Below are 25,668 nucleotides of genomic sequence, written 5' to 3'. Positions count from 1 at the left end.
AGCGTCTCGTTTCAGGTTCCAGATATAAGATTACCTTATATCTGGCTTTTGAAAATCTCAATTGCTTTCCCCCTTTGCCACACCTAACCTGTATGGTCAGAAATTACCCAACGCTCCTTAAGGGCCCTTAGCAGAATGCATTTCTGCCATTTCGAGCGGCCAATCGCGAAAAGACAGAGGCATCCATGACCAACGCAACCATCCAGCATTATATCAATGGCGAAATATCTCTCGGCACATCCAGTCAGTCCCAGGACGTGTTCAATCCGGCCACCGGACAGGTCACGGGCCGAGTAGCGCTGGCCGGCCGTGAGGACGTAGACGCTGCTGTTGCTGCCGCCGATGCTGCATTCCCCGCCTGGGCCGACACACCGCCCATTCGCCGGGCCAGGGTCATGTTCAAGTTTCTGGAACTGTTGAACACCCACAAGGATGACCTGGCCCGCGCCATCACCGCGGAGCATGGCAAGGTATTCACGGACGCCCAGGGCGAAGTGGCCCGGGGCATCGACATCGTCGAGTTCGCCTGCGGCATTCCCCAGCTTCTGAAAGGCGATTACACCGAGCAGGTGAGCACGGGTATCGATAACTGGACCACCCGCCAGCCCCTGGGCGTGGTCGCCGGCGTTACCCCGTTCAACTTCCCGGCGATGGTGCCCATGTGGATGTTTCCGGTAGCCATCGCGGCTGGCAATACCTTTGTCCTGAAGCCCAGCCCCCTCGATCCGAGTGCTTCCCTGATGATCGCCGACCTGCTGAAACAGGCCGGCCTGCCCGATGGCGTGTTTAACGTGGTTCAGGGCGACAAGGAAGCGGTGAACGCGCTGATCGAGCACCCGGACGTCCAGGCCCTGAGTTTTGTCGGATCCACCCCGATTGCCAACCTGCTTTACGAGAAAAGCGCCAAGCACGGCAAGCGCATTCAGGCCCTTGGTGGGGCCAAGAACCACATGGTGGTGATGCCGGACGCCGATCTCGACAAAGCGGTCGATGCCCTGATCGGTGCCGCTTACGGCAGTGCCGGCGAACGCTGCATGGCCATCAGTGTGGCGGTGCTGGTGGGCGACGTTGCGGACAAGATCATGCCAAGACTGGCCGAGCGGGCCCGAAGCCTGAAAGTGAAGAACGGCGAACAGCTGGATGCCGAGATGGGGCCAATTGTCACGGCCGCGGCGCATCAGCGCATAACCGGCTACATTGACAAGGGAGTGGCCGAAGGTGCCGAACTGGTGGTAGATGGTCGCGAATTCGACGCATCGAACACCGGCGAAGGCTGTGCTGATGGCTTCTGGATGGGCGGTTCACTGTTTGATCACGTCACGCCCGATATGACGATCTATCGTGAAGAAATCTTCGGACCGGTTCTGGCCTGTGTCAGGGTACCCGATATCGCCACGGCGATTCGCCTGATCAACGACCACGAATTCGGCAACGGTGTCAGCTGCTTCACCGAGAGCGGCAGCGTGGCCCGGGAATTTGGCCGCCGAATCCAGGTCGGCATGGTCGGGATTAACGTACCCATTCCCGTACCCATGGCCTGGCACGGCTTTGGTGGCTGGAAGCGCTCGATGTTTGGCGACACCCACGCCTACGGCGAAGAGGGCGTGAAATTCTACACGCGCCAGAAATCCATCATGCAGCGCTGGTCCGATTCCATTGATGCCGGTGCGGAATTTGTGATGCCGACCGCCAAGTAACAACAGAACCAGCAGCGGAGAAAACGCCATGTCCGACAACAACAATGCGACGGGACATCAGGAGTTCGATTACATCATTATCGGCGCCGGCACTGCCGGCTGCCTGCTGGCCAACCGGCTGAGCGCAAACCCGGACAATCGGGTGCTGCTTATCGAGGCTGGCGGACGGGATAACTATCACTGGATTCATATCCCAGTGGGCTACCTGTACTGCATCGACAATCCGCGAACAGACTGGCGTTTCCGTACCGAGCCCGATCCGGGCCTGAACGGCCGATCCCTCATCTACCCCCGCGGCAAGACTCTGGGAGGCTGCTCCAGCATCAACGGCATGCTCTATATTCGTGGTCAGGCCCGGGATTACCAGCAGTGGGCCGAAATTACCGGCGAGGACGCCTGGAACTGGGACAATTGCCTTCCCGATTTCATGCGCCACGAGGATCACTACCGACTTGATGAGGGCGGCGATGCCGATCCGGAGCACCGCAAGTATCACGGTCACGGCGGGGAATGGCGTGTGGAACATCAGCGCCTGAAGTGGAAAGTGCTGGAGGACTTTGCCACTGCCTGCGTCGAGGCGGGCATACCCCGGACCCGGGATTTCAACCGTGGCGACAACGAGGGCGTGGATTACTTTGAGGTGAACCAGCGCTCCGGCTGGCGCTGGAACACGTCCAAAGCGTTCCTGAGGAACGCGGAAAAGCGTTCCAACCTGACCCTGTGGCACTCAACCCATGTATTAGGGCTCGAGACAGAAAACGCCGGTTCCGGACCTCGCTGTGTCGGCGTTCGGGTCGAGCGGTCTGGCGGAGATGACGTTATCGCCCGGGCAAAACGGGAAGTTATCCTGTCCGCTGGCGCCATTGGCTCCCCGCAGCTGCTGCAACTCTCGGGCATTGGTCCCGCCGACCTCCTTAAGGAACACGGCATTGATGTGGTTGCCGACCTGCCCGGCGTTGGCGAGAATCTCCAGGATCACTTGCAGATCCGGTCTGTGTACAAGGTGAAAGGGGTTACAACGCTAAACACCATGGCCAACTCCCTGATCGGCAAGGCCAGGATCGGCCTGGAATACCTGCTTACACGCTCGGGGCCGATGAGTATGGCGCCCTCACAGCTGTGTCTGTTTACCCGCAGTTCCGAGGAATACGATTACGCCAACATCGAATACCATGTGCAGCCCCTTAGCCTGGACGCCTTCGGGCAGCCGCTTCACAATTTCCCGGCCATCACCGCCAGCGTTTGCAATCTGAACCCCACCAGCCGGGGTACGGTGCGCATCCGCAGCAACGATCCAAAACAGGCGCCGGCGATATCCCCCAATTACCTGAGCACGCCGGAAGACCGGAAAGTTGCGGCAGACTCTTTGCGGGTGACGCGCCGTATTGCCGAACAGCCGGCCTTCATGCAGTACCAGCCGGAGGAATTCAAACCCGGACTTGAGTACCAGACCGACGACGAGCTGGCGAAGCTGGCGGGCGACATCGGCACCACGATCTTTCACCCGGTGGGCACTACCCGTATGGGGCGAGCCGATGATGAACAGGCAGTGGTGGACCCACACCTGAGGGTCCGGGGTGTGGCGGGATTGCGCGTGGTGGATGCCGGGATAATGCCTACCATCACCAGCGGCAACACCAATTCGCCAACCCTGATGATTGCCGAGAAGGCCGCAAGGTGGATTCTGGCGGGTGATTGAGCATTGAACTGATTGCAGTTTCCAGGTTTTTACCGGCGGACAGACTGCTAGAATCGGCAGCCTGTTTCAATTGCAAAGGACTGACCCACCATGACGCTTGCAACCTGGCTGACCGTGGTCACCATCTGCATTCTGGGCGCTATGTCCCCGGGACCCTCGCTGGCACTGGTGCTCAAGCAGACGCTCACCGGTGGTCGGCGCAACGGCATCATCACCGCTCTTAGCCATGGCATCGGTGTCGGCATCTATGCCTTTCTGAGCATCCTCGGGCTCGCCGCCATCATCACCGCCTCGCCAACGGCGTTTTCAATTCTGCAATGGGGCGGCGCCCTGTACCTGGCCTGGCTGGGCGTGAAAGGACTGATGGCAAAGCGGCAGGCGGATGACGAACTGCCCGAGCCGCCCACCACCAAAAGTGCTGCCCGTGACGGTTTTCTGATTGCCTTCTTCAACCCGAAAATCGCGGTATTCTTCCTGGCCCTGTTCAGTCAGGTCGTGGGCACCGACACCAGTCTGATGGCCAAGTTCGGCTATGCCGCAACCGCCCTTGTCATTGATACCAGCTGGTACCTGATCGTTGCCTGGCTGTTCTCCAACCCGAAATGGCTGACCCTGCTCAGACAGAAAGCCGTGTGGTTCGAGCGTATCTTCGGGGCCATTCTCATTGGCCTGGCCGGCCGTCTGGTTGTCGGCATTCTGAACGGGAAATAACCGGCTCAGCCCGCCAGCTGGACAATCTCATCGTACTCGCGCGTCTGGACCACCTGCTCGGCGGCGGGTTCTGCCGCCAGATGGCAGGCCTCATTGACCATGGCACTGGCCACTGTTTGCGCCTCAATGCCGCGGTACTTATCCAGGGGACCGATCAGCAGACGGTTCACCAGTGGCATCGCTTTTATGCCCAGGGCCTCGGCGGTGCGCTGTTCTTTGCGATCGCCCAACAACAGACTCGGGTGATAGATGGACAGGTAGGGATAGTCGAGATCTCTCAGGGCGTCTTCAAGCTCGCCCTTTACCCGGTTATAGAAAATAGTCGACGACGACGAGGCTCCAATCGCAGACATCAGGATGAACGCTCGTACTCCACGGGAGCGACCCAGCTCACCCGCTTTCATCGGGTAGCCCAGATCCACCTTCCGGAACTGATCCTGTGAGCCCGCTTTTTTGATGGTGGTGCCCAGGCAGCAGATAATCACATCCACATCGAACAGTTCGGCGTGATCCTCCAAGCGATCGAAATCGACTTCATGCTGTGCCAGTTTGTCATGCAGCGTCGGCAGTTTGTGCCTCACCAGCGCCACCACCTGCGTAACCTCTTCTCTGCCCAGCAAACCCTGTAGCACTTTGCCACCAGTCAGGCCGGTAGCGCCCAGCAACATCACCCTCATAACCGTTTTTCCCCCATAACCGACTTACCATCCTACCAAAGACCCGCAACAAACGCTGACAGGATGGCGTAAGTCTCCCCGACCGCGGATACTAACGATAAAATCAGAGTTTTACTTTACGGGTAACGGAGACCTGCTTGAAATCGCTTTTGCTTATCCTCGTGACTGTCACCTTCCTGACCGGCTGCCAGGAATCCCCCACTGGTCGGAACCGGCTGGCTCTGGTACCCGATGCCGTTCTGGCTGATATGGGCCAGGAAAGCTTCGCGCAGATAAAGCAGCAAAATGCCGTAATCACAAGGCCTGACATCAACCGCTTAGTGCAGTGCATTACGGAGGCCCTGGTCAGCGCCGCCCACACCCGATATCCGGACGCTCCAATGCCCCAGTCCTGGGAGATTGCCGTCTTTGAAAATGCCACGCCCAATGCCTTTGCCCTCCCCGGAGGCAAGATCGGCGTGCATTCAGGGCTACTTGAACTGGCCGAAAACCAGGCCCAACTGGCCACGGTCATTGGTCACGAAATAGCCCATGTTCTTGCCGACCACGGCAATGAACGCCTGACCCAGGAACTGGGCCTGCAAGCAGGAATGCTGCTGGTGGGCCTGTTCACCGAAAGTGAAATTGCGGAGAACCAGATACAGCAGGCTCTGGGCATTGGCGCCCAACTGGGTATTACGCTGCCGTTCAGTCGTGCCCATGAGGAGGAGGCCGATTTGATGGGCCTGGAAATCATGGCCCGGGCCGGTTTTGAACCGGGCCAGAGTGTCAGGCTCTGGCAGAACATGGCGCAGGCTTCGGGCGCACAACCGCTGGAATTTCTGTCCACCCATCCGAATCACGACACCCGCATTGCCTCCCTGCAAAATCAGCTGGAGACTGCCCGCTCGGTTTTTGAAACGGTTCCTCCAGCCGACTGTCAGATCTGATCAAGTCGCACTCACCGTATAATTGACTATCATCAAATCTAGCGGCGCGTTAAAACTGAGGCAGATTCCATGGTGGAACGCTTGCCACATCCGGATGGTTTCCGGCTGGTCCTGACACCTAACCGTTCCCTCAGCTGGCATGGCAATGTCCGGATCTGGGCCGCCCTGTTCGTGCTTTCAGCCCTTATCGCAACGGGCTTTACGCTTATGGGCGCCTGGGTGATTATTCCGTTTGCCGGGCTGGAGCTGATTGCGCTCGCTTGCGGCATCTACCTGACCTCGCGGGAGTGCCAGCGGCAGGAGGTGCTGTCCATCGACGACGAGGACATTCATCTGGAAAAAGGCAGAAAGCGCAAGCAGGCCGAGTGGACCCTTCCCACCCGTTATGCGCGGCTCAGGGTTGCCTCACCGCCGCACCCGTTCACACCGGCGAAGCTCTCTCTGACCCATCGGGATACCGAAGTATCAATTGGCGGCTTCCTGAACATCGAGGATACCGAAAAGCTCATTGGCATGCTTGAGAAGAACGGGTTGCTGATCGAACGCAAAGAGCCCGATCCGCAGATCGGGCTCTGGTTCTGAAAATTCCGCCCATCCCTGATTGCTTATTCGTAGCTGGCAGCGATTCTTTCGATCTCTCCAGCCTCACGAGCCTCGTCCAGAGCCTGCTGGAGATCCTCGATCACAGCCGGATCGGTGTTGTTGCTGAATGCCAGATACATGGGCGTCTCCCGGAATACCAGCACCGGCTGCAGCCCGGTGATACCGTGCTCTTCCTCTGCCATCAGGGGGCCCACCAGGCCGTCGGTAACCCACAGGTCGGCCTGGCCGAGGGTAAGGCGACGAGTGTTCACATCACCTGAAACCCCCATCACCACGTTGAATCCCTGATCAACCAGGTACTCGGACATCACATCGCCCTTGTACCCGGCGATTCTCAGGTCTTTGGCTTCTTCCAGGGAGTCCAGAGTGATATCGGAGTCTGGCGCGGCGAACAACGTCCACTTGATGGATGCCAGGGGACCTACCCATTGAAACTGATCTTCCCGTTCGTCGGTGCGCGCGGTGCAGAACAGACCATGATTTTCGCGATCCTGTACCCAGTTGTAGGCGTAACTCCAGTCCCGCATTTTCATCACGTAGTCATAGTCGACCCGGGACAGCATCGCCTTGACCATATCCGCACAGATGCCGGTTATGTCGTCTTCATTGTGGGCGAACCCTTTCCCGGTTTCAGAGGCATTATAGGGAGGGTAGTTTTCCGTAAAGATATACAGGCGCTCGGCCGCAAGGGCCGGGAGGCCAATGGCCGAGAGGGTCAACGCGATGAGGCCGGTTTTAATGCCTGTGATTAACTTCGAGGAGACCGGTGCAGTTTCTGTGGGCATTCTCTAGTCCTTTTCGACGATTCAGCTGGAACGGAAGTCAGGCGGCCGCATTGAGTGGCCATAAACCAGGGATATGATTGCAAAAGCGACACACTGGCATTTAATGTCAGCCTTCTTGGTTGATTATGCCAGCAAAACCCATGATTGCGTTTCCTGCAGAAAAAGTCAGTGACAAAACGTATCTGGAAAACCTGCCATCTTTCTGTAGAGCTCAGGTGCCACCAGAGATAACGTCTCCGGCGTCACCGTCGGCAGTACTGACAATCCTGTCACCAATCACACGCAGGCAGCCGCTCTTGCAGCCTACGTTGAGAGGCGTTCTGGAGACCACATCTCCGTCGGCCGTAACGGTTTTAGGTTTGCCGGTGTGAACCAGGCAGCGTTGGCTCCTGATATGGACCAGCGTGCTGGTGCGCCGAGGAGTCTGCCGGTTCAGGCGAACCATCAGAAACGTGAACAAAAGCTGAAGAATGGGGCGTGGCCGGACCGCGACAATAGCCAGCTGGCCATCGCTGACGGATGCCTCGGGAATCTCGTTGCCACCGCCAAAAAAAGCGCCATTGGCCACCGCGATGGAAAGCCACCGGCCCTTCACAACGCCCCGATCGCAACGGATGGTTGCCCTGAAGCCTCGCTTCGCATTCAGCCGGCGTAATAATTCGACCACATAGCTGAAACGCCCGAAGAGCTTTTTTTCGGTACTGCGGGATTCCCGTGCAGGGAGGGTTCCCATGCCGACATGGGCAACGTTCAAAAACATACCGTCACCATAATCCGCGACATCCACCATTTGCGTTCGGCCGCTGGCAATCAACTTACACAGCGCTCCCGGCTGGTGGGGAAGCCCCAGATTCCGGGCAAAGTCGTTGGCTGTACCAGACGGCAGGACAGCAAGGGTGGCCCCCTTCTCCCGGCAAACGGCGGCGGCCCGGCTTACCGAACCGTCTCCGCCCGCGACTATAAGCGTGTCCCGGTCGTCGAGCCTGGTGCTCCAGTCGGATTCCTCAAAGTCACGGCATCGAGGATCGTGGATACCTGCAGTTGCCAGGTGCTCCAGCCAGAAGTCCCGGCCTCGCTCACCATCGCCAGCACCGGAATTGCATATCAGCCAATAAGCCATGGCGCTTGTCTCTGCTCCCCTGCTCCAGCACAATCCTTTCGACCATTCCCTCACAATAATGAACAATAAGGCAAGCTCGATGGATTTTGTCAGAACCCCGGAAAAACGCTTTGAACGACTCCTGGATTACCCGTTTGAGCCCCACTACGTGGAGGTGGACGGGCTGCGAATGCACTTCGTGGATGAAGGGCCGGCCGACGCAAGTCCCGTTCTGATGATGCATGGCGAACCTTCCTGGTCCTACCTCTACCGGCATATGATTCCGATCTGCGCGGCGGCCGGCCACCGGGTTATCGCCCCGGACCTGATCGGTTTCGGCAAGTCCGACAAACCCACGTCCCTTGACGACTATTCCTACCAGCAGCACATGGACTGGATGCAGTCATTCCTCGATCAGCTCGGACTCACCAACATCACTCTGGTATGCCAGGATTGGGGCTCATTGCTGGGGCTGCGGCTGGCGGCGGAGAATCCGGAGCGGTTCCGGGCCATTGTGGTGGGCAACGGCATGTTACCAACCGGCGATCAGAAAGCCCCGCCGGCGTTCAAGATCTGGAAGAATTTTGCCCTGCACAGTCCCTGGTTTCCCATTGCACGGATCATCAACACCGGCTCTTTCCGCAAGCTGGGCCCCGATGAAATGAGGGCCTACGACGCCCCCTTCCCTGGCAAAAAGTACAAAGCCGGCGCCCGGGCCTTCCCCAGACTGGTACCGATGCACCCGGACGATCCCGCTAGTGAGGCTAACCGGAACGCCTGGAAAGTGCTCGAACGTTGGGAAAAGCCATTTCTGACCACCTTCAGCAATGGCGATCCGATCACCCGGGGCGGCGACGCCTATATGCAGAAGCGGATTCCAGGCGCAAAAGACCAGCCCCACGTAACCCTCAAGGGCGGTCATTTTCTTCAGGAAGATTCACCCGTGCCCTTCGCCCGGGCCATCAATGATCTGCTCGCGACACTCTCCTGAGTGGTCTAGTCCCGAGCGTGGCAAACTCAATCCTGGCCTACCGGCACCCGCGGCCGGTAGTGCCAGGAAGACCAGCTGTACAGGCCCAGTGCAATCCAGATCACCACAAAGCTCGTCAGTTGGGCGTCACTCAAAGGCTCGCCGAACACGAGCAGGGCAATAAAGAACTGCAGGGTGGGATTGATGTACATCAGGAAGCCGACGGTCGCCAACCGCAGGCGCCGGGCGGCACCGGCAAAAAGTAGCAGCGGAATGGCTGTCACGATGCCGCTGGCCATCAGCAGGCTGCCAATGTAGGCACTGTCGCCGAAGTGCGACATTCCCTCGCTCGCCAGCCATCCAAAGGTCAGCAGGCCGACCGGCAACAGCAGCATGGTTTCAACGAACAGGCCGGAAAGCCCATCGAGCACCACCTGTTTTCGAACGAGGCCATAAGTACCGAAACTCATGGCAAGGGCGAGTGAAATCCACGGCAGTTCACCAAGCATCGCAAGCTGGATCAGAATACCAACGCCTGCGAGCACCACCGCAGCCATCTGCCACGGCCCCATGCGTTCGCGAAGCACGAGCATGCCCAAGGCGACATTCACCAGTGGCGTCAGGAAATAGCCCAGGCTGGCCTGGAGAACATGGCGGGTTTCCACGGAATAAATGTAGATGCCCCAGTTGGCGGCAATGAGCAGCGCACAGGCAAGAACGCGCCAGAGCTGCTTCGGATTCGCCAATGCCGCTCTCACAGCAGGCCAGCGACGGAGGCCACTTATGACCACAGCGAGAAAAACACAGGACCAGATGATCCGGTGAATCAAGATTTCAAAAGCCGGCACACCCTCAAACAGGGCAAAGAACAGAGGAAAACAGCCCCAGATCGTGTAGGCACTCAGGCCATACCAGACCCCTTTGGTCGCATCCGTCATGTATTCGCCACTCCCGGACACCCTTCCTAGGCTGGTTTTTTCTGGGTGGCAACCAGAGCCACACCAACGATAGCGATGAGCCCGCCTGTCATTGCCAGTCCTCCAAGGCGCTCATCGAACAGCAGATACGCTTCCAGCGCGGTAACCGGAGGCACCAGGTAGAACAGGCTGGCCACCTGGGAAGCAGCACCCTGGCGTATCAGCCACATCAGAAGAAGGACGGCGCCGGTGGATAACCCAATCACAAGCCAGGCCATGGACAACTGCAACTGCAGGCTCCACTCAACCTCTCGGGTTTCGAGGGCGAAGGCTCCAATGGCAAACAGGGCGGCCGCTGCCGCAAATTGGATCAGTGTGCCGGCCACCAGATCCGCGCTGGCGCCGAAGCGTTTCTGGTAGACCGTGCCCATGGAAATTCCAGCGAGGGCAAAACCCGCCCAAAGCAGGCTCCAGGGAGAAAAGCCGGAGGCCTGACCACTCATACCGAACTTCTCGAGGAGGACAAGTGCCACACCGACCAGCCCCAGAATAAGTCCAATCCACTGACGTCCGCTGACTGTTTCCTTGAGGATTGCCACCGCCGCCGCAGCCGTCACCAGGGGTTGCAGCCCCACAATCAGGGAAACAATTCCGGATGCCATTCCGTCCTGAATCGCGTAGTAGACGCCGCCCAGATAGCAGCCATGCACCAACATCCCGGTGACCGCAAGGTGCCCAGCACCTCGCCAGCCCGGCCAGCGGGTTTTCATGACCCAGGCCAGGGCTCCAAGCACCACCAGTGTCAGCAGCATGCGGATCAGCAGCAGCGTGAACGGCTCCGCAAAGGGCAGACCGTACTTGGCGCCGATAAAACCAGTACTCCACAGCCAGACGAACAGCGCGGGCACGAAAAACGAGTAAAACAGTGAGCGCATGAAACTCAACCGGATTCGATGTATTTGTCAGTCAGCTTACTTTATAAGTTAGCAGGCAAACAAAACAGATACAGAAATCCGGTTTCGTGACCGGTACAGTTTGTCAGGCACGGGTCTCCGGCAGCCTTACTTCGATCGCCGGCTCGGAATCGTGCCAGTTACCCTTCCAGGTGACTTCGGGTGCTGCGCCCGGCCGGGGCGTAATGGTGACGGACACGGATCCGAAACTGGTCGGTGCCGGCCCGAAGCGGATTGGTTTGTCCTGCTCCAGCCACCGGGGAGGGATACCGGCTCCGAGAATGAGACGATCTCCCTCCTCCCGGACAAAGCAGTTGCGCACCATCAACACCCACTCGGCCGACGCCCAGACATGGTGACCATCGCCCATACAGCCGCCCTCGGTCGCCGGATGTATGGCTTCCGGCCATTGCCCGGTGGGCGATGCCAGGCCGGCCACCGCATCCACCAGATCCAGGAATCGAGCATCGCCCGCACGCAGGAGAACCTGAGCCACATGGAGGGTGAGGTAGGCGTTAAGGCCCGAGTGAATCATGTCCTGATAGAACGCCCCTTTTACAAAGCATTTTTCGAGCAGGAATTCGGCACAGTCCAGCAACCTGGGATCATCCGGCTCACACAGCTGGGTCGGATAGCCCATCGCCAGTGAGCCTATGGCGCCCGCATCCAGGCGGCGATAGGGCGAGGCCGGCATTCCCGGTCGTTTGAGTCGCTGCTCGCAGGTTGCCAGGCTGCGATCCACCGTCTGGCTGAACTCCCGGGCACCGGCGCCAAAATGCTCGCCGGTTTCCCGGTCGATCGGGGCAAACAATGATTCGGCGGCCTTCAGGCCGGCGATGCCCCAGAAGTCGTCCCAATAATAATAGTCATTGGGCCCCAGGTGCTCGGCACTGAATCCGGCGGGCAAAAGGCCAGCGTGAGGCCCTTCGATATTTTCACTCAGGCGTTTATTCTCGATCCAGCGAGCGCCCTTGCGCACCGGCTCTTGCCACTCCGGGTGCAGAGGTCGACCCGTAAGCTCATGGAACCGCCTCAGAATCCAGAGCACTTCTCCATTGGCATCCCATTCCCCTTCCTGGGAGCGGAAATAGCCGTTTTTCAGTTGCCGCGCCGGGAACTGGTAGAGCGCCCGCTCAGCGCGATCTGTCAGACCTGCACAGAGCAAGGCATGGATAATGAACGCGGCATCGCGAAACCAGAAACGCTTGTAAGTATAGGGCCCGGGGTACACATCTTCCGGAGAGTGCAGCACCAGGGAATTCAGGGCGGCGTCATAGAGGAACTGCCAGTTTTCGTCGGGGCACTCCAGGCGGGCATAGCCATGAAGGGCGGCCGCCCAGCCGTCAGATCGAATGACTGGCGCCGACTCATCCTGCAGCGGCACTCTGAGCCTGAGCTCCGACTCCTCACCTGCTTCGACCCGGAACAGGGCCGCTGCGGTGACCATTCCGACGTCGCACTGCCCTTCGCTCTGGTCTTCCTTGTCCTGCAGATGAATCCGAACATCACCCTCGCGATAGTTCGACACATGATGACGCTCTGCCGGGCGACTGAAAAACACCGCCTGCTTGCCATCTATGGTCCAGGCGTCTCTCTGCTCGGACAGCCGGACCTTGTTGATAAAGCTGATTCCTTCAGGATTGGCGGGGCGCAAGGATATGACCAGAGAGCCGGAAGTCTCGGCCCGGGCCTTCACGACCATTTCGCAAACCGCCCGGCCGTTTTCGACTACCACCCGGGAACGACTGGTCAGGGCCAGCCCGTCCAGTTCGGACTCTGTGACCACGCAGGGACCACCCTCAAGTTCCTGGAGTTGCCGGGCCGTCTTGCAACGTGAGGGCAGAAGGCACCGGCCATCGTCCGCCAGCAGCCACGCATCCAGTGACCAGCCGTCATGGAACGGTGTCAGCAACCCCCGGGGATCCACCACGGGCAATTCATCCACATCCGGCTGTCCGATGGCCGTCCAGTTACGGTTACTGAGATTGATGTGGGTAATCGAGAATGCCCGGGGAATGAAGGCAATGTCTTCGGGGTCAAACTGGCGCTCCACCCAGTATGGCCAGACCCAATCAAGGTTGTGCTGGATGACCCGACTGTTGATCAGCCCCCGCGCATGGAAAACCACGCCGGCCCTGAGCAGTTCGATGGGCTCGCCGACTTCCGAAGGCTGGGCAAAACTGTGAAGTTTCCCGAGCAGCGCGATCGGATCGAGGAAACCATGGCGGTGGGCCACGCGTTTTACCAGGTAACGCCAGGGCAGCCACGTCATCCAGCTCATTCGTTTGCCTCCTGTTCTGTTGGCTCAGTCTCAACCTTGTAACGGGCGAGTGCCCGCCGGGCGAGACGATTGAGAAACACCACGGCCAGTACCGTGCCTACGAAACCGGCTCCGTAAATGGCCCACTCCAGGGGTGAACGGCCGGTTTCCCGCACACCCAGAGTTGACAGGTCGGCGGCAAGCGAGCCGAGATAAACGTTATGCAGGGAAAAGGGAATCACACCGAAAAAGGTGCCGACAACGAAACCGCCAAACGAGAAATTGGTGAGACCGAACAGAAAATTGGACAGCTTGCCGGGGAAGAAAGGGATCAGACGGGTCAGGAGTACGATTTTCCAGCCGTGAGGCGCCATTTCGTTGCTGACGACAGACAATCGCGCGCGGCTGCGAATGTACACTCGGGCGTGCTCACCCAGAAAATGCCTGGCAACCAGAAAGGCAATGGCCGAACCCACAGTAGTGCCCACCACCACGTAGGCTGTGCCTTCCAGCACGCCGAACACGAAACCCGCTCCGGTGGTCAACAACACCCCTGGCAGAAGCAGCACCATGGCCAGCACCATGATGCCGACAAACAAGAGAGCCGCCCAGGCCCCTTGGGTATCAAACCAGCGCAGAAGCTCGACGACCTGCTGATGCACACCGAAGGCGTAAAGCAGACCGACTATCAGCCCAACGGCGGCAATGCTCCCGCCCATCCAGAGGACGGGCGACTTCTTCCAGTTGCTCATGGCCTCACCCTAACGCGGGAGGGCACCGGGTCTCAAAGGCCGGACAGGTCATCCGCGCTTTATGAGCTACTGAGAATCGACTGGAGTTTCTGGGTCAGATCGACTGCCTCTGCCCCCAACGGCGTGAGATAGCCGCCATCTTTCTGGCTGATCAGCCCCTTGGCATGAAGGTTTTCGGCGGCCTTCACCGTTTCCGGAGCCGCCGAATGGGCATGAACCTTGAGCCCTTCCTGAGTCGAGGTGGAAGGAAATTGGCCCAGCAAATTGAGTTCGGCAAGGTGATCAACAGAGAATGGCATGGCATTTCCTCGTATTATTATCGGGGGTTTACATTCAGCATAGCCGATTCACACCATGAAGCTTTCACGAATTCTCAGCAACCGGAATGACATCAGTCGCCGTCAGGCCAATTTTCTGATTGCTTCCGGTCGGGTGGCCGTAAATGACGTCACCTGCCGCGATGCTGCTGCCGAGGTGGATCGGTTTTCATGCGTACGGATGGACGGCGATATCATTCAAGAGGCTGAAGCCTGCCATTACCTCATGCTCCACAAACCTGCAGGTTTTCTGAGTGCAACGCTCGACGACACCCATCGGACCGTGATGGAGCTGATCTCGCCAGAACTGCGCGAGGAGCTGCACATTGCCGGACGACTCGACCGTGCCAGCACGGGCCTGCTTATTCTCACCAATGATGGCCGCTGGTCACGCCAGCTCACCGAGCCCCGAATCAAGATCCCGAAAGTCTACCGGGTCAGCACCGCCTATCCGATTTCTCCAGAGACCCCTCATCGATTCGCGGAGGGCATCTGGTTTGAGTTCGAGCAACTCACCACCTCACCTGCTGACCTGGATCTTCTGAGCCCCTGTGAAGCCAGAGTGACCATTTACGAAGGCCGCTACCATCAGGTGAAACGCATGTTCCATGCCGTCGGTAATCGCGTAACGACCCTGCACCGGGAACGGATGGGGAATATCCGGTTGGACGAAGACCTGGCGGCCGGCGAATACCGCTCACTGACTGCTGAAGAAATCAACCTGATGCCGGATTGATCTGCCTCACAAACGCAGAGCCAGCATGGGCTATGCTTTCAGGGTAGCTCCAACAGAAACAGGGAAGATTCAAGGCAATGCCAAACCAGACGAGCGATTTTTACCCACGGCCACTGCGTCATCTCAGCAGCTACCTCTCGGGGCTGGTGCAGGGAAAGCTCTGGCTGAAGGTGCTCATTGGCATGTTCCTCGGGTTGATTACAGGCACGCTCCTGGGACCGTCGGTGGGACTCGTGGAACCGGAAACCGGGACGTTGATCGGTAACTGGCTGGCTTTCCCGGGGCAACTCTTCCTCGCCACCATCCAGATGATCGTAATCCCCCTGGTAATTGCCTCGGTGGTTCGCGGGCTCGCCGCCAGTGAAGACCTTGAACAGTTGCGAAAGCTCGGCCTGAGGGTAACCGGCTTTTTCGTAATCACGACGGCCATGGCAGCATCGATAGGTCTCTGGATCGGCGACCTGATCAACCCCGGCAGAATGATGGCAGGGCTCGGCACTCCCGTTGCAGCCGGGGAAAACAGTGTGCCTGTTGCCTCCATGCCGGGTGTGGATGAACTGCCCAAGACCCTGATCGGGCTGCTACCGGGCAACCCGCTCGATGCCATGGTTGAAGGCCAGATGCTCCAGGTGGTGATCTTCTCCATCATTGTCGGCATTGCCCTGGTGAGCATGGCCCCGGAAAAATCCAGGCCCATGCTGGACCTGCTCGATTCCCTCCAGCAAATCTGCATGACGGTCGTACGCTGGGCAATGCGCCTTGCCCCCATTGCCGTGTTCGGCCTGATGGCCCAACTCACAACCACCCTGGGATTCCGGGCAATGCTGGGCATGGCATCCTATGTCGCAACCGTCATTGCGGGCTTGCTGGTACTTCTGGGCGTTTACATGCTGATCCTGAAGCTGCTCGCCGGCCAATCCCCCGTCCGGTTCCTGAAAGACACCCGGGATGTGCTGTTGCTGGCCTTTTCCACATCCAGCTCGGCGGCCGTCATGCCGCTTTCCATAAGAACCGCCGAAGACAAGCTCGGTGTCCGGCCGTCGGTTTCCCAGTTCGTGATTCCCCTGGGCGCCACCATCAACATGAACGGCACGGCACTCTACCAGGCCGTTGCTACCATCTTTCTGGCACAGGTCTACGGCATTGATCTCAGCATGGGCAGTATGGCGCTCGTGGTCGCCATGGCTGTGGGCGCGTCCATCGGCTCGCCGGCCACACCTGGGGTAGGCATCGTGATCCTTGCCATGGTGCTGCAAACCGTGGGCATTCCTCCCAGCGGCATCGCACTGATCATGGGCGTGGATCGAATCCTGGATATGTGCCGGACGGCCATCAACGTGACGGGCGACCTGGTGACCTGCCGGCTGATGGAGAATCTGGCGGGAAAGAGACTGCCGCCCGAACCAGTACCTGAAGAAACGTCTTGATCGGGCGGAGGTGACTTGACCAGCGCTGGGCCAGCTCAGATGCTGTCGGAGCGTTTTTCCGAGTCCTGCAACTCCTCCTCGGTGTTGTTCCATTGCTCTGAAAGCGCTTCATAGGCATCGGAGAATCCCTTTCGAGCCTTCTCCCAGGCGGATGCCGAGCTGTCTTTCAGTTCCTGATACCAGTTTTGGACACGCGCCCTCTGTTCCCGCAACGACTCGAGGCTCTTCTGGGACCTCTCCCGGGCGGTATCGCTCATATCGTCCCAGTTTTTCGAGAGTTGTTGCTCAAGCTCCTGGATGCGTTTATCCAGGGCCGACAATGTTTTGTTGATCGAATCCTCGGCCTGCTCTTTCTGATCAGAACCATATTCCTGAAGCGCCTCACCCAACTCACGGGTTTCCTGCTTAAGCGACTCCACGGAAGAATCCTCGGGTGATGTTTCAGCCAAAGCCGTTCCTGAAAACAGTCCAGCAAAAACGATCGCAAGTGCGTAAGTCCAGTTCTTCATCATCAAGTCCTCCCAACACATCATGGGACTGTAGCAGCGAGGTCTGTCTGGATGCACCTTAACTTGAGCTAATACTGGAGTTCAGTATTGCGGCGAAATAAGGCTCTCGACCACCGCCTCACAGACCTGATCCTGATTGAGACCCTCCCCTTTCACCGTCACGTCCGCATACCGGAAATACAGTTCAAAACGCTCTTCGAACAGGGCGTCCAAAGATTGATCCGGCCTCCGGGAAATGCCCCGCATGCTGTGATCGCCGATTCGCTCGATAACCAGTTCAAGCGGGATGTCGAGAAACACGACGGTGCCGTTGCTTTTGAGATGTTCCATGGCACGTTCACTATAGACGGCGCTGCCTCCCGTGCTGATAACCTTGTGCCGGACATCCAGCTTGAGAAGCACCTGTTCTTCTATTCGACGCAGGGCTTCGTAGCCATCCTGGTCTACAATTGCCTGGAGAGTACGATCGGCTTCTTCCTGAATGAGCAAATCGGTATCGACAAACCCGAAACCCAGACGTTTGGCCAGCAGCACACCCACCGTGCTCTTGCCACTGCCGGGCATGCCGATGAGAACGAGGTTGCGTGTGTCGGTCGGGTTAACCATGATGCTCTGGAGGGACCTCTTCATAGAATGAGAACTGGCCGGCATTAAACGCAGAACGTAACATTTTTACGACACAGCGCGCGCTTTATTCCGACCCGCAAGCCCGTATAATTCAGCCAACGGCGGTATTCAAAGAATACCTGAAGCCGGCCACAGACGGCATCTTTCGCGAGTGAGTAATGAACATCGGCAGATCTCTTCTGATCCCATCCATCGCAGCTCTTGTGCTTGCCCTGTCCGCATCCGCCCTGGCGGACGGCATCAAGCGTATCGTGCACCCGGATGGCACCGTCGAATTCACCAACGTAAAAAGTGCCGGCCAGCCCAGAGCCTCCAGCGGTAACGACACCGTCTACCGCTATACGGATGACAACGGCGTGGTTGCCTACAGCAGTATTCAGCCGGCTGCTGCCGAGTTCGACGTTATCCGTTTCCACTGCTACGCCTGCGACCCGGAATCCAGCGTCGACTGGCGCAAAACGCCGCTGTTCACCAAACCCTTCAATTCAGAAATCCAGACCGCGGCACAGGAGTTCGGAGTTGATCCCGCGCTGGTCCGCGCTGTGATTCACGCCGAATCGGCCTTCAATGAAAAAGCCCTCTCCCCGGTGGGAGCCCAGGGGCTGATGCAACTCATGCCCGGCACGGCTGAAGAACTGGGTGTACGGAACGCGTTGGCGGCTGCCGAGAATATCCGTGGCGGGGTGCATTATCTGGCCAAGATGCTCGACCGGTTCAATGGTGACATCCGGCTGGCCACCGCCGCCTACAACGCGGGGCCTGGCGCCGTCAGTCGATACCAGGGGGTACCGCCCTACGCCGAAACAAAGGCCTATGTCGAAAGGGTTGGCATCCTTCACGAGCGCTACGCCGCTCTGTAGGCCCCTCAGAGGTCCGATAACCAATGAATTTCAAGCGTCTGGAGACCTTCATCTGGGTTGCAACGCTTGGCAGCTTCCGCAAGGCCGCCGAGCACCAGCACACCACCCAGCCAGCCATTTCAAACCGAATTGCCGCGCTTGAAGACGAGCTTGGCGTCAGGCTGTTCGAGCGGGAATCCGGGCACAGCAAGCTTACGAGCAAGGGGCAGGAGCTGCTGCCCTATGCCGAGAAAATTGTCTTCATGGCCCAGCAGCTGCGCAAGCGCGCAGACCGGGGGGCGTCGCTCTCCGGCATTCTCAGGCTCGGGGTCTCCGAAACAATTGTGCACTCCTGGCTGCCGCGTTTTTTCCGGGAACTGCACGAAACGGCCCCCAATCTGGATGTGGAAATTACCGTGGATGTCTCCGGCAACCTCCGATCCGGTTTGCTGGACCGGAGCCTCGATCTGGCCTTCCTGATGGGGCCCGTATCTGAGCCGAAAATTGAAAACCGCGCGCTTTGCAGTTTCCCACTGATCTGGGTCGCCAGTCCCGAGCTCAACCTCCCGGATCGGCTCCTGGCTCTCAAGGAGCTGGCCGAATGGCCCATCATTACTTATGCCAGGAACACCAAACCCTTTGCTGAAATCAGCCAGAAATTCAGCGAGATGGATGAACTCCCTGCCCGTTTCTATTCCTCAAGTTCGCTGGCAGCCTGCCGGCAATTGACCCTGGATGGCATTGGTATCTCTACGCTTCCGCTGAGCGTGATCAAGCATGAACTGGAAAGCGGTCGTCTGGTCCAGCTCAACACCTCGTGGTCGCCCTCCGAGCTCGCCTTCACCGCGTCTTATTCCGGTGCCCCTTTCAACCCGATTGCCGAACTCGCAGCAAACCTTGGTGTGATGGTTTCTGACGAATACGACCGGACAACACATCACGAAAACTTATCGCCAGACCTAAAAAACGATAATTAGACTTTTTCACCAGCCGGTATACCCTGAAATTTAGTTGTAAAAAACAATTTCAATCAGGGGTTACCGTCATGCACACCGGTGCGTATTCCGATTTCAAGAACAACCTGCTTGATCAGGCCTCAGAATTACGCGCTCGCATTCGTTCGGGCGCCCACACAGCGCCCACAAGTGGCCTGGCCAACAGCCTCTTGCAGGGGAACGTGGTCATCCTGCCGTCCGAATGGGCCGGGGATTTTCTCCTATACTGTCAGAATAACCCGGTTTCCTGTCCCCTGATCGGCATGTCTCAACCCGGGGACCCGACCCTTCCCGACCTTGGACACGATCTGGATATCCGGACCGATGTGCCTGAATACCAGGTTTTCCGGAATGGCGAGCGAGCAGAGACAGCCACAGACCTCAAGAGCCTCTGGCGGGACGACCTGGTGACCTTTGTCCTGGGCTGTTCATTCTCGTTTGAGGATGCCTTGATCAGGGCCGGGCTCTCGGTGCGGAACGTGGACGAGGGACGGAACGTTTCAATGTTCCGCTCGAATATCGCTACCCGGCCCGCCGGCCCGTTCAGTGGCAACATGGTGGTCTCCATGCGCCCGTTCAATGGTGCGGATGCAATCCGCGCGATACAGATTACGACCCGCCTGCCAAAGGCCCACGGTGCACCGGTTCATATCGGCGATCCGGCGCTCATTGGCATTGAGGACGTTAACCAGCCTGATTTTGGAGATCCGGTAACGATCAGGCCGGGCGAACTTCCGCTGTTCTGGGCCTGCGGGGTTACCCCGCAACTGGCCCTCGAGAACGCTCGCCTGCCTTTCGCAATAACCCATGTACCGGGAAAAATGCTGCTTACCGAGCGGCTGAATGAAGAACTGGCGGTACTCTGAAGCCGCCGTTCAACTGAAACGATAAAAAAACAGAAACACGGGAGATTCGTTATGTTCAAAAAACTCGCCACAGCCACCCTGGTTACCGGGGCGCTGCTGACTTCATCCGTCCAGGCTCAGCAATGGCACATGCCAACGCCTTACGGCGATGCCAACCTGCCTACCCAGATTGCCTACGGGTTTGCCGAGGACATTAAAAACGGCACCGATGGTGACCTCACCATCACCGTTCATTCCGGTGCCTCCCTGGTCAAGCACCCGGAAATTCCCCGGGCAGTAAGAACCGGTCAGGTGCAGCTGGGTGAAATCTTCATCGGCATCATGGGCAACACCCATCCGGTGTTCAAACACGACAACATTCCGTTCCTGGCAACCAGCTTCGAAGATGCCAAAAGACTCTGGGAAGCCGCCAAGCCCCAGATCGAAAAGCAGCTGGACAAGGAAGGCATGACCCTGCTTTACACCGTGCCATGGCCAGCCCAGAGCCTGTATACCAAAGCCCCGGTCAACACCCTGGAAGACCTGCAAGGCCTGAAGATGCGGGCTTACAGCCCTTCCACTTCGCGTCTCGCTGACCTGATGAACACAACCCCGACAACGGTTCAGGTGCCCGAGATCCCGCAGGCGTTCAGCACCGGCATTATCGATGCCATGATCACCTCACCGTCGACAGGCGCCAACGGGCAGGCCTGGGATTACCTTTCCCACTACACCGATATCAAGGCCTGGATTCCCAAGAACGTTGTGGTCGTCAACAAGCGTGCTTTCCGTCGCCTGAGCGATGAACAGCGCCAGGTGATCCTGGATGCGGCCGCTGCTGCCGAGGCCAAAGGCTGGGAAGGCGTTCGCAAGACCGCCGCGGAAGACACCGCCACTCTGGCGGAAAATGGCATCACGGTCTCCGAACCGTCTGATGAACTGATGGCCGAACTCCAGAAGATCGGCGACATCATGGTGGAAGAGTGGAAACAGGAAGCACCGGAAGAAGTCGGCGCTATCCTCTCCAACTACCGCTAAAAGTTCACTCAACGGAAGCCTCCCGAGTATCGGGAGGCTGTTCCGGGAGGCATCCGTTATGAACTCTCTTCGAGAGAAATTTTATCTGGCATCCGGCTACGCTGCTGGTTTCTGCATCGCCCTGATCATGGTCGTCATCCTGGCGCAGATCGTCGGCCGCCTGTTCGGCTTTATCATTCCATCAGCGGAAGACGTGTCCGGCTGGGCGCTTGCAGCCTCCACCTTCTTCGGTCTTGCCTACACCTTTCATAACGGCGGCCATATCCGGGTCACCCTGGTTATCCAGAAGTGGTCGGCACGGCCGAGATTCTGGCAGGAGCTGGTCGTACTTATTTTCGGGTTCGCACTCGCCTGCTATATGACATTCTATTGCTGGCACATGGTCTGGGAATCCTACATTTTCGAGGAGGTCTCCCACGGCTATATTCCCGTTCCCATCTGGATCCCGCAGGTTCCGGTTGCACTGGGGATGACCGCACTCAACATTGCCATCCTGGACGATCTGGTTGCTGTGATTCGCAAGCGCACACCGTCCTATCAGCAGCATGAAGACGAGCTGAACCTGGAGGACGTGTAATGGATATCGCGTTTCTCTCCATTGTACTGGCCGTGGCGATGATCCTGATGCTCGCGGTGGGCGTGTGGGTGTCTCTGACGCTGGTTGGCATTGGCGTTCTGGGCCTGCTGCTCTCCGGCAATGATCAGATCGGCCTGTTGTTCGCCACATCGAGCTGGGGCGCAAGCACCAGTTGGTCCCTGACGGCCCTGCCCATGTTCATCTGGATGGGCGAGGTTCTGTTTCGTACCCGACTTTCCGAGGATCTGTTCAAGGGGCTGGCGCCCTGGATGGGCGGACTGCCCGGCAAGCTCCTCCATGTGAATATTCTGAGCTGTGGCATTTTTGCGGCAGTTTCCGGCTCCTCGGCTGCCACGGCCGCAACCATTGGGCGAATGACTCTGCCGGAACTGAAGGCCCAGGGTTACAGCGACAAGATGGCGGTGGGCACCCTGGCCGGCTCCGGCACGCTGGGGCTGTTGATTCCGCCCTCCATTATTCTGATTGTTTATGGCGTGGCCGCGGAAGTTTCCATTGGCCGCCTGTTTATTGCCGGTGCTCTGCCCGGACTGATGCTGGTTGCCATGTTCATGGGTTACACCATGATCTGGGCCAAGCTCAACAAAGATCAACTCCCAACCACCAAAAAGGAAAACCTGGCGTTCTCGGTCAAGATCAAGGCCCTGAAGATGCTGCTTCCGATCGTTGGCCTGATCATTTTCGTACTCGGTTCTATCTACACCGGATTTGCCACGCCAACCGAAGCCGCTGCACTGGGCGTGTTCGGCGCGCTGATCATCGCGGCCGCAACCGGTTCACTCAGCATCCAGAGTTTCAAGGACAGCCTGTTGGGCGCTGTGAAAAGCTCCTGCATGATCGGCCTGATTCTCGTCGGTGCCCACTTTCTGACCCTGGCCATGGGCTTCCTGGGTATTCCGCGGGAACTGGCCGCCTGGATCGGCAGCATGTCCCTGTCACCGTTCGAACTTCTGGTTGGCCTGACAGTGCTGTTCGTCCTCCTCGGCTGTTTCCTGGACGGGATTTCGGTTGTGGTTCTGACCGTAGCGGTTGTCATGCCGATGGTTCAGCAGGCCGGCATCGACTTGCTCTGGTTCGGGATCTTTATTGTGCTGGTGGTAGAGATGGCACAGATTACGCCCCCGGTGGGCTTCAACCTGTTTGTCATCCAGGCTCTGACAGGTAAAGACATACTGTACGTGGCTCGGGCAGCCCTGCCGTTCTTCCTGCTGATCATGGCAGCACTTTTCCTGATCGGCTGGTTCCCGGAGATTGTCACCTACCTGCCCCAGACCATGAGCCAGGGGTAATGCAGGACACAACGTTTTTCGGAGGTACACAATGAAACTCAACTGCGACATGGGCGAGAGCTTTGGCACCTGGACCAAGGGCATGGATGCCGAAGTCATGCCCTACATTGATATGGCCAGTATTGCCTGCGGGTTTCATGCATCCGACCCGCTGACCATGGACCACACGGTCAAGCTGGCTCTGGCCCAGAACGTGACCATCGGCGCCCACCCGGGCTACCCGGACCTGCTGGGGTTTGGCCGTCGGGACATGGACTGCCGCCCGGACGAGCTTAAGGCTATCCTGGTTTACCAGATGGCGGCGCTCAATGGCATCTGCCAGGTACATGGCACTTCCATCTCCTACGTGAAGCCCCACGGCGCCCTGTATAACCGGATGATGGTCGATAACACCACCTTGTCCGTGGTTATGTCCGCCGTTCGCTCCTACGCACCAAAGTGCCCCCTGGTGGTCATGGCGACGCCGGACTGGCAACAGGTCAAGGATCGCGCAGACGAATACGGCATCGAGGTCTGGTTCGAGGCGTTCTCTGATCGCGCCTACAGCGACGAGGGCAGACTGGTAAAACGGTCGGTTCGTGGTGCCGTGCACGAGACAACCGAAGCCATTGAGGCGCAGGTCACCCAGATTATCCGCGAAGGAACGGTCACCTCGATCTCGGGCAAGCCTATTCCGATCAAGGCCGATACCATCTGTATTCACGGCGACAGCTATCATGCCGTCGACGCTGCACGGCATATGCGACAGGTCGTGGAAGCGCTATGAGGATCGAGTCGGTCAACGAAAACACCTGCATGGTGTATTTTGGCGACCAGATCGGTGCGGAATCCGCGGGCCTGGTCAAGCGGGCCACGGACCGGCTGCGGCGCGACATGTCCGACCTCATCGTTGACCTGGTCCCCTCATACACCTCAATTCTGGTGACCTGGGATCTGGAACAGGCTGACCGGTTTGCCATCGTCCGCAGAGTGCGCGCAGCGATCGACTCCGAGGATGATGGTTCCACCGGGGGCGACTCTGCCCGCATCGTCGAGCTGCCCGTCTATTATGATCCCGAAGTGGGTCTGGACCTGGAGGATGTCTGCGAGCATGCCGGCCTGTCCCGGGACGAGGTCGTTCGGATTCATAGTGAACAGCTTTATCAGGTGTATGCCATCGGCTTCGCTCCGGGGTTTGCCTACCTGGGAAGTACCGACGAGCGGATTGCCATTCCGCGGAAATCCACGCCCCGACTGAAAGTCCCTACCGGCAGCGTCGGTATCGCAGGCACCCAAACCGCAATCTACCCAAGCTGCACACCGGGTGGCTGGCAAATCATTGGCCGCACGCCGCAGAAAATGGTGGATTGGGACAGCGACTCTCTGGCCCTGGTGCAGGTAGGCGATCAGGTGCGCTTTCGCGCCGTAAGCCGGGACGAATTCCTCGAGCTGGGAGGCAACCTCGATGAGCTTTGAAGTTCTCGAACCCGGGATGCTCGCCCTTGTTCAGGATGCCGGCCGACACGGCTATCAGCATATGGGCGTGACCACCGGCGGCCCCATGGACGAGTTTGCATTTTTCTGGGCAAACCGCCTGCTAGGCAATGATCTCAATGCCCCACAGATCGAAATCACCTTTGGCAGGTTCAGCCTGAAGGCGAACCATGAGGCCTGCATTGCGATTACCGGCGGCGATCTGGGGGCCCGTATCAATGATCAGGCCATTGCGCCCTGGCGCACCCATCACATCAGCAAGGGTGACAGACTGGACTTCAGCGCGCCCGTGAGCGGCTTGCGGGCCTATCTGGCGATCAGCGGCGGATTCAAGCCAGCCATGAAGCTGGGCAGTTGCGCCACCGTGGCACGCGAGGGCCTGGGCGGCCTGGATGGCAAAGGCGCGAAACTGGCCAAGGGCGATACGCTGGAGTTTGAGAAAAACGCATCATTTGTTGACGCTTTTCTTCCCGAGCCGGAAGTCCCCGATTATCAACAACACCTGCGCCTGGGGGTTATTCCCGGCTATCAGTATCGGAGCTTCCCCATAGTTCAGCGGGAGAAGTTTTTCTCGTGCGATTACGAAATCAGCCAGAATATCGATCGCATGGGCTATCGCCTGAAGGGCGATGCGATTCATTCGGATCTGGATGGGATTATTTCGGAAGGGATCGCTTACGGTGCTATTCAGGTGCCCAAAGATGGCCAGCCAATCGTTTTGATGAAAGACCGGCAAACCATCGGAGGCTACCCGAAAATAGGCTGCCTGAGCGCCCTGGATGCAGGTCTTCTGGCCCAGCGTGGGCCGGGATCATCGGTGAGCTTCTTCCTCTCGGACGTTGCCGAGGCCGAAGGCCGCCGAATGCTGTTTAACCAGAGACTGAAAACAGGCGCGCCCGGCGTCAGGTAGACCTGACGCCGGGCGC

At 58.5% G+C, this 25,668-nt stretch carries 27 protein-coding genes; 17 read left to right on the top strand and 10 right to left on the bottom strand.

Translation table 11 applies throughout. The features are described from left to right. The first annotated feature begins 185 nt into the window (after positions 1-185). The 3 genes from CFB02_RS01770 (at position 186) to CFB02_RS01760 (ending at position 4,107) form a co-directional block, all read left to right on the top strand. Entirely contained in the window at positions 186-1,697 is a 1,512-nt protein-coding gene (locus CFB02_RS01770) for a CoA-acylating methylmalonate-semialdehyde dehydrogenase (protein ID WP_088556620.1), read from the top strand. Positions 1,698-1,725: 28 nt separating this feature from the next. Then, positions 1,726-3,396: a GMC family oxidoreductase gene (locus CFB02_RS01765; RefSeq protein ID WP_088556619.1), complete on the top strand. Its 1,671-nt coding sequence runs from the start codon at positions 1,726-1,728 to the stop codon at positions 3,394-3,396. A gap of 90 nt (positions 3,397-3,486) precedes the next feature. After that, positions 3,487-4,107, top strand: coding sequence for a LysE family translocator (locus CFB02_RS01760; RefSeq protein ID WP_088556618.1), 621 nt, complete (start codon positions 3,487-3,489; stop codon positions 4,105-4,107). Positions 4,108-4,112: 5 nt separating this feature from the next. On the opposite strand, the gene CFB02_RS01755 is transcribed toward CFB02_RS01760, so the two are convergent. Further along, a complete protein-coding gene (locus tag CFB02_RS01755; RefSeq protein WP_014577933.1) occupies positions 4,113-4,784 on the bottom strand; it encodes an NAD(P)H-binding protein in 672 nt (223 codons plus the stop codon). A gap of 137 nt (positions 4,785-4,921) precedes the next feature. Between CFB02_RS01755 and CFB02_RS01750 the strand changes: the two genes are divergently transcribed. Next, positions 4,922-5,713 (top strand): M48 family metallopeptidase, encoded by a 792-nt coding sequence (locus CFB02_RS01750; RefSeq protein ID WP_088556617.1) that lies wholly within the window; start codon positions 4,922-4,924, stop codon positions 5,711-5,713. Between the two features lie 69 nt (positions 5,714-5,782). After that, positions 5,783-6,295, top strand: a complete 513-nt coding sequence (locus CFB02_RS01745) for a DUF2244 domain-containing protein (protein WP_008173864.1) — start codon at positions 5,783-5,785, stop codon at positions 6,293-6,295. 23 nt (positions 6,296-6,318) lie between these two features. Here CFB02_RS01745 and CFB02_RS01740 read toward each other — a convergent pair whose 3' ends face one another. Then, on the bottom strand, positions 6,319-7,101 hold the full coding sequence (locus tag CFB02_RS01740; protein WP_088556616.1) for a substrate-binding periplasmic protein: 783 nt from the start codon (positions 7,099-7,101) through the stop codon (positions 6,319-6,321). 211 nt (positions 7,102-7,312) lie between these two features. Then, the gene (locus CFB02_RS01735) at positions 7,313-8,221 is read right to left on the bottom strand and encodes a diacylglycerol/lipid kinase family protein (RefSeq protein WP_088556615.1); all 909 of its coding nucleotides are present in this window, start codon (positions 8,219-8,221) and stop codon (positions 7,313-7,315) included. 79 nt (positions 8,222-8,300) lie between these two features. On the opposite strand from CFB02_RS01735, the gene CFB02_RS01730 reads away from it, so the two are divergent. Then, a complete protein-coding gene (locus CFB02_RS01730) occupies positions 8,301-9,191 on the top strand; it encodes a haloalkane dehalogenase (protein WP_088559131.1) in 891 nt (296 codons plus the stop codon). Positions 9,192-9,217: 26 nt separating this feature from the next. Here the strand turns inward: CFB02_RS01730 and rarD are convergent, their stop codons facing one another. From rarD to CFB02_RS01705, 5 genes are all read right to left on the bottom strand, one after another. Further along, positions 9,218-10,108, bottom strand: a complete 891-nt coding sequence (gene rarD / locus CFB02_RS01725; RefSeq protein WP_088556614.1) for an EamA family transporter RarD — start codon at positions 10,106-10,108, stop codon at positions 9,218-9,220. A gap of 26 nt (positions 10,109-10,134) precedes the next feature. Further along, a complete protein-coding gene (locus CFB02_RS01720; RefSeq protein WP_014577944.1) occupies positions 10,135-11,022 on the bottom strand; it encodes a DMT family transporter in 888 nt (295 codons plus the stop codon). 103 nt (positions 11,023-11,125) lie between these two features. Beyond that, the gene (locus CFB02_RS01715; protein WP_088556613.1) at positions 11,126-13,321 is read right to left on the bottom strand and encodes a hypothetical protein; all 2,196 of its coding nucleotides are present in this window, start codon (positions 13,319-13,321) and stop codon (positions 11,126-11,128) included. Next, positions 13,318-14,052, bottom strand: a complete 735-nt coding sequence (locus CFB02_RS01710) for a TVP38/TMEM64 family protein (protein ID WP_088556612.1) — start codon at positions 14,050-14,052, stop codon at positions 13,318-13,320. The genes CFB02_RS01715 and CFB02_RS01710 overlap by 4 nt, the downstream gene beginning before the upstream one ends. 59 nt (positions 14,053-14,111) lie before the next feature. Beyond that, positions 14,112-14,351, bottom strand: coding sequence for a TIGR02647 family protein (locus CFB02_RS01705; RefSeq protein WP_008173849.1), 240 nt, complete (start codon positions 14,349-14,351; stop codon positions 14,112-14,114). A gap of 55 nt (positions 14,352-14,406) precedes the next feature. Between CFB02_RS01705 and CFB02_RS01700 the strand changes: the two genes are divergently transcribed. Both CFB02_RS01700 and CFB02_RS01695 read left to right on the top strand, forming a co-directional pair. Continuing rightward, entirely contained in the window at positions 14,407-15,105 is a 699-nt protein-coding gene (locus tag CFB02_RS01700) for a pseudouridine synthase (protein ID WP_088556611.1), read from the top strand. Positions 15,106-15,182: 77 nt separating this feature from the next. Beyond that, positions 15,183-16,532, top strand: coding sequence for a dicarboxylate/amino acid:cation symporter (locus CFB02_RS01695; RefSeq protein ID WP_062781568.1), 1,350 nt, complete (start codon positions 15,183-15,185; stop codon positions 16,530-16,532). 35 nt (positions 16,533-16,567) lie between these two features. On the opposite strand, the gene CFB02_RS01690 is transcribed toward CFB02_RS01695, so the two are convergent. Together CFB02_RS01690 and CFB02_RS01685 are read right to left on the bottom strand one after the other, a co-directional pair. Continuing rightward, complete coding sequence (locus tag CFB02_RS01690; protein ID WP_088556610.1) at positions 16,568-17,044, bottom strand: hypothetical protein; 477 nt, start codon at positions 17,042-17,044, stop codon at positions 16,568-16,570. 78 nt (positions 17,045-17,122) lie between these two features. Then, the gene (locus tag CFB02_RS01685) at positions 17,123-17,647 is read right to left on the bottom strand and encodes a shikimate kinase (RefSeq protein WP_088556609.1); all 525 of its coding nucleotides are present in this window, start codon (positions 17,645-17,647) and stop codon (positions 17,123-17,125) included. A gap of 179 nt (positions 17,648-17,826) precedes the next feature. Between CFB02_RS01685 and CFB02_RS01680 the strand changes: the two genes are divergently transcribed. The 9 genes from CFB02_RS01680 to CFB02_RS01640 all read left to right on the top strand — a co-directional run bounded on the left by CFB02_RS01680 (position 17,827) and on the right by CFB02_RS01640 (position 25,652). Next, a complete protein-coding gene (locus tag CFB02_RS01680) occupies positions 17,827-18,528 on the top strand; it encodes a lytic transglycosylase domain-containing protein (RefSeq protein ID WP_062781562.1) in 702 nt (233 codons plus the stop codon). Between the two features lie 23 nt (positions 18,529-18,551). Then, positions 18,552-19,484 (top strand): LysR family transcriptional regulator, encoded by a 933-nt coding sequence (locus CFB02_RS01675; protein ID WP_062781561.1) that lies wholly within the window; start codon positions 18,552-18,554, stop codon positions 19,482-19,484. A 68-nt stretch (positions 19,485-19,552) separates the two neighbouring features. Beyond that, positions 19,553-20,368, top strand: coding sequence for a putative hydro-lyase (locus CFB02_RS01670; RefSeq protein WP_053112788.1), 816 nt, complete (start codon positions 19,553-19,555; stop codon positions 20,366-20,368). A 51-nt stretch (positions 20,369-20,419) separates the two neighbouring features. Then, a complete protein-coding gene (locus CFB02_RS01665; protein ID WP_014577954.1) occupies positions 20,420-21,385 on the top strand; it encodes a TRAP transporter substrate-binding protein in 966 nt (321 codons plus the stop codon). A 58-nt stretch (positions 21,386-21,443) separates the two neighbouring features. Further along, positions 21,444-21,962, top strand: a complete 519-nt coding sequence (locus tag CFB02_RS01660; protein ID WP_014577955.1) for a TRAP transporter small permease — start codon at positions 21,444-21,446, stop codon at positions 21,960-21,962. Beyond that, complete coding sequence (locus tag CFB02_RS01655; protein ID WP_014577956.1) at positions 21,962-23,269, top strand: TRAP transporter large permease; 1,308 nt, start codon at positions 21,962-21,964, stop codon at positions 23,267-23,269. Before CFB02_RS01660 ends, CFB02_RS01655 begins: the two co-directional genes overlap by 1 nt. Positions 23,270-23,300: 31 nt before the next feature. Continuing rightward, positions 23,301-24,035 (top strand): 5-oxoprolinase subunit PxpA, encoded by a 735-nt coding sequence (locus CFB02_RS01650; RefSeq protein WP_008173825.1) that lies wholly within the window; start codon positions 23,301-23,303, stop codon positions 24,033-24,035. Continuing rightward, positions 24,032-24,724 (top strand): 5-oxoprolinase subunit PxpB, encoded by a 693-nt coding sequence (gene pxpB, locus CFB02_RS01645; RefSeq protein WP_088556608.1) that lies wholly within the window; start codon positions 24,032-24,034, stop codon positions 24,722-24,724. Before CFB02_RS01650 ends, pxpB begins: the two co-directional genes overlap by 4 nt. Beyond that, entirely contained in the window at positions 24,714-25,652 is a 939-nt protein-coding gene (locus CFB02_RS01640) for a biotin-dependent carboxyltransferase family protein (RefSeq protein ID WP_088556607.1), read from the top strand. Before pxpB ends, CFB02_RS01640 begins: the two co-directional genes overlap by 11 nt. Positions 25,653-25,668: the final 16 nt, after the last annotated feature.

Source organism: Marinobacter sp. es.042, from assembly GCF_900188315.1.
Lineage (GTDB): Bacteria > Pseudomonadota > Gammaproteobacteria > Pseudomonadales > Oleiphilaceae > Marinobacter.
Note: the sequence above shows the minus strand (reverse complement) of the source record. Positions and strands in the feature narration are given on the sequence as shown.

Excerpts from the sequence above, each read along its gene's own strand:
- CFB02_RS01665 (WP_014577954.1), top strand. The coding sequence starts at position 20,420 with ATGTTCAAAAAACTCGCCACAGCCACCCTGGTTACCGGGGCGCTGCTG.
- CFB02_RS01705 (WP_008173849.1), bottom strand. The coding sequence starts at position 14,351 with ATGCCATTCTCTGTTGATCACCTTGCCGAACTCAATTTGCTGGGCCAA.
- CFB02_RS01660 (WP_014577955.1), top strand. The coding sequence starts at position 21,444 with ATGAACTCTCTTCGAGAGAAATTTTATCTGGCATCCGGCTACGCTGCT.
- CFB02_RS01735 (WP_088556615.1), bottom strand. The coding sequence starts at position 8,221 with ATGGCTTATTGGCTGATATGCAATTCCGGTGCTGGCGATGGTGAGCGA.
- CFB02_RS01680 (WP_062781562.1), top strand. The coding sequence starts at position 17,827 with ATGAACATCGGCAGATCTCTTCTGATCCCATCCATCGCAGCTCTTGTG.
- rarD (WP_088556614.1), bottom strand. The coding sequence starts at position 10,108 with ATGACGGATGCGACCAAAGGGGTCTGGTATGGCCTGAGTGCCTACACG.
- CFB02_RS01685 (WP_088556609.1), bottom strand. The coding sequence starts at position 17,647 with ATGGTTAACCCGACCGACACACGCAACCTCGTTCTCATCGGCATGCCC.
- CFB02_RS01760 (WP_088556618.1), top strand. The coding sequence starts at position 3,487 with ATGACGCTTGCAACCTGGCTGACCGTGGTCACCATCTGCATTCTGGGC.
- CFB02_RS01675 (WP_062781561.1), top strand. The coding sequence starts at position 18,552 with ATGAATTTCAAGCGTCTGGAGACCTTCATCTGGGTTGCAACGCTTGGC.
- CFB02_RS01650 (WP_008173825.1), top strand. The coding sequence starts at position 23,301 with ATGAAACTCAACTGCGACATGGGCGAGAGCTTTGGCACCTGGACCAAG.
- CFB02_RS01710 (WP_088556612.1), bottom strand. The coding sequence starts at position 14,052 with ATGAGCAACTGGAAGAAGTCGCCCGTCCTCTGGATGGGCGGGAGCATT.
- CFB02_RS01640 (WP_088556607.1), top strand. The coding sequence starts at position 24,714 with ATGAGCTTTGAAGTTCTCGAACCCGGGATGCTCGCCCTTGTTCAGGAT.
- CFB02_RS01770 (WP_088556620.1), top strand. The coding sequence starts at position 186 with ATGACCAACGCAACCATCCAGCATTATATCAATGGCGAAATATCTCTC.
- CFB02_RS01690 (WP_088556610.1), bottom strand. The coding sequence starts at position 17,044 with ATGATGAAGAACTGGACTTACGCACTTGCGATCGTTTTTGCTGGACTG.
- CFB02_RS01730 (WP_088559131.1), top strand. The coding sequence starts at position 8,301 with ATGGATTTTGTCAGAACCCCGGAAAAACGCTTTGAACGACTCCTGGAT.
- pxpB (WP_088556608.1), top strand. The coding sequence starts at position 24,032 with ATGAGGATCGAGTCGGTCAACGAAAACACCTGCATGGTGTATTTTGGC.
- CFB02_RS01715 (WP_088556613.1), bottom strand. The coding sequence starts at position 13,321 with ATGAGCTGGATGACGTGGCTGCCCTGGCGTTACCTGGTAAAACGCGTG.
- CFB02_RS01745 (WP_008173864.1), top strand. The coding sequence starts at position 5,783 with ATGGTGGAACGCTTGCCACATCCGGATGGTTTCCGGCTGGTCCTGACA.
- CFB02_RS01695 (WP_062781568.1), top strand. The coding sequence starts at position 15,183 with ATGCCAAACCAGACGAGCGATTTTTACCCACGGCCACTGCGTCATCTC.
- CFB02_RS01655 (WP_014577956.1), top strand. The coding sequence starts at position 21,962 with ATGGATATCGCGTTTCTCTCCATTGTACTGGCCGTGGCGATGATCCTG.
- CFB02_RS01765 (WP_088556619.1), top strand. The coding sequence starts at position 1,726 with ATGTCCGACAACAACAATGCGACGGGACATCAGGAGTTCGATTACATC.
- CFB02_RS01720 (WP_014577944.1), bottom strand. The coding sequence starts at position 11,022 with ATGCGCTCACTGTTTTACTCGTTTTTCGTGCCCGCGCTGTTCGTCTGG.
- CFB02_RS01755 (WP_014577933.1), bottom strand. The coding sequence starts at position 4,784 with ATGAGGGTGATGTTGCTGGGCGCTACCGGCCTGACTGGTGGCAAAGTG.
- CFB02_RS01670 (WP_053112788.1), top strand. The coding sequence starts at position 19,553 with ATGCACACCGGTGCGTATTCCGATTTCAAGAACAACCTGCTTGATCAG.
- CFB02_RS01740 (WP_088556616.1), bottom strand. The coding sequence starts at position 7,101 with ATGCCCACAGAAACTGCACCGGTCTCCTCGAAGTTAATCACAGGCATT.
- CFB02_RS01700 (WP_088556611.1), top strand. The coding sequence starts at position 14,407 with ATGAAGCTTTCACGAATTCTCAGCAACCGGAATGACATCAGTCGCCGT.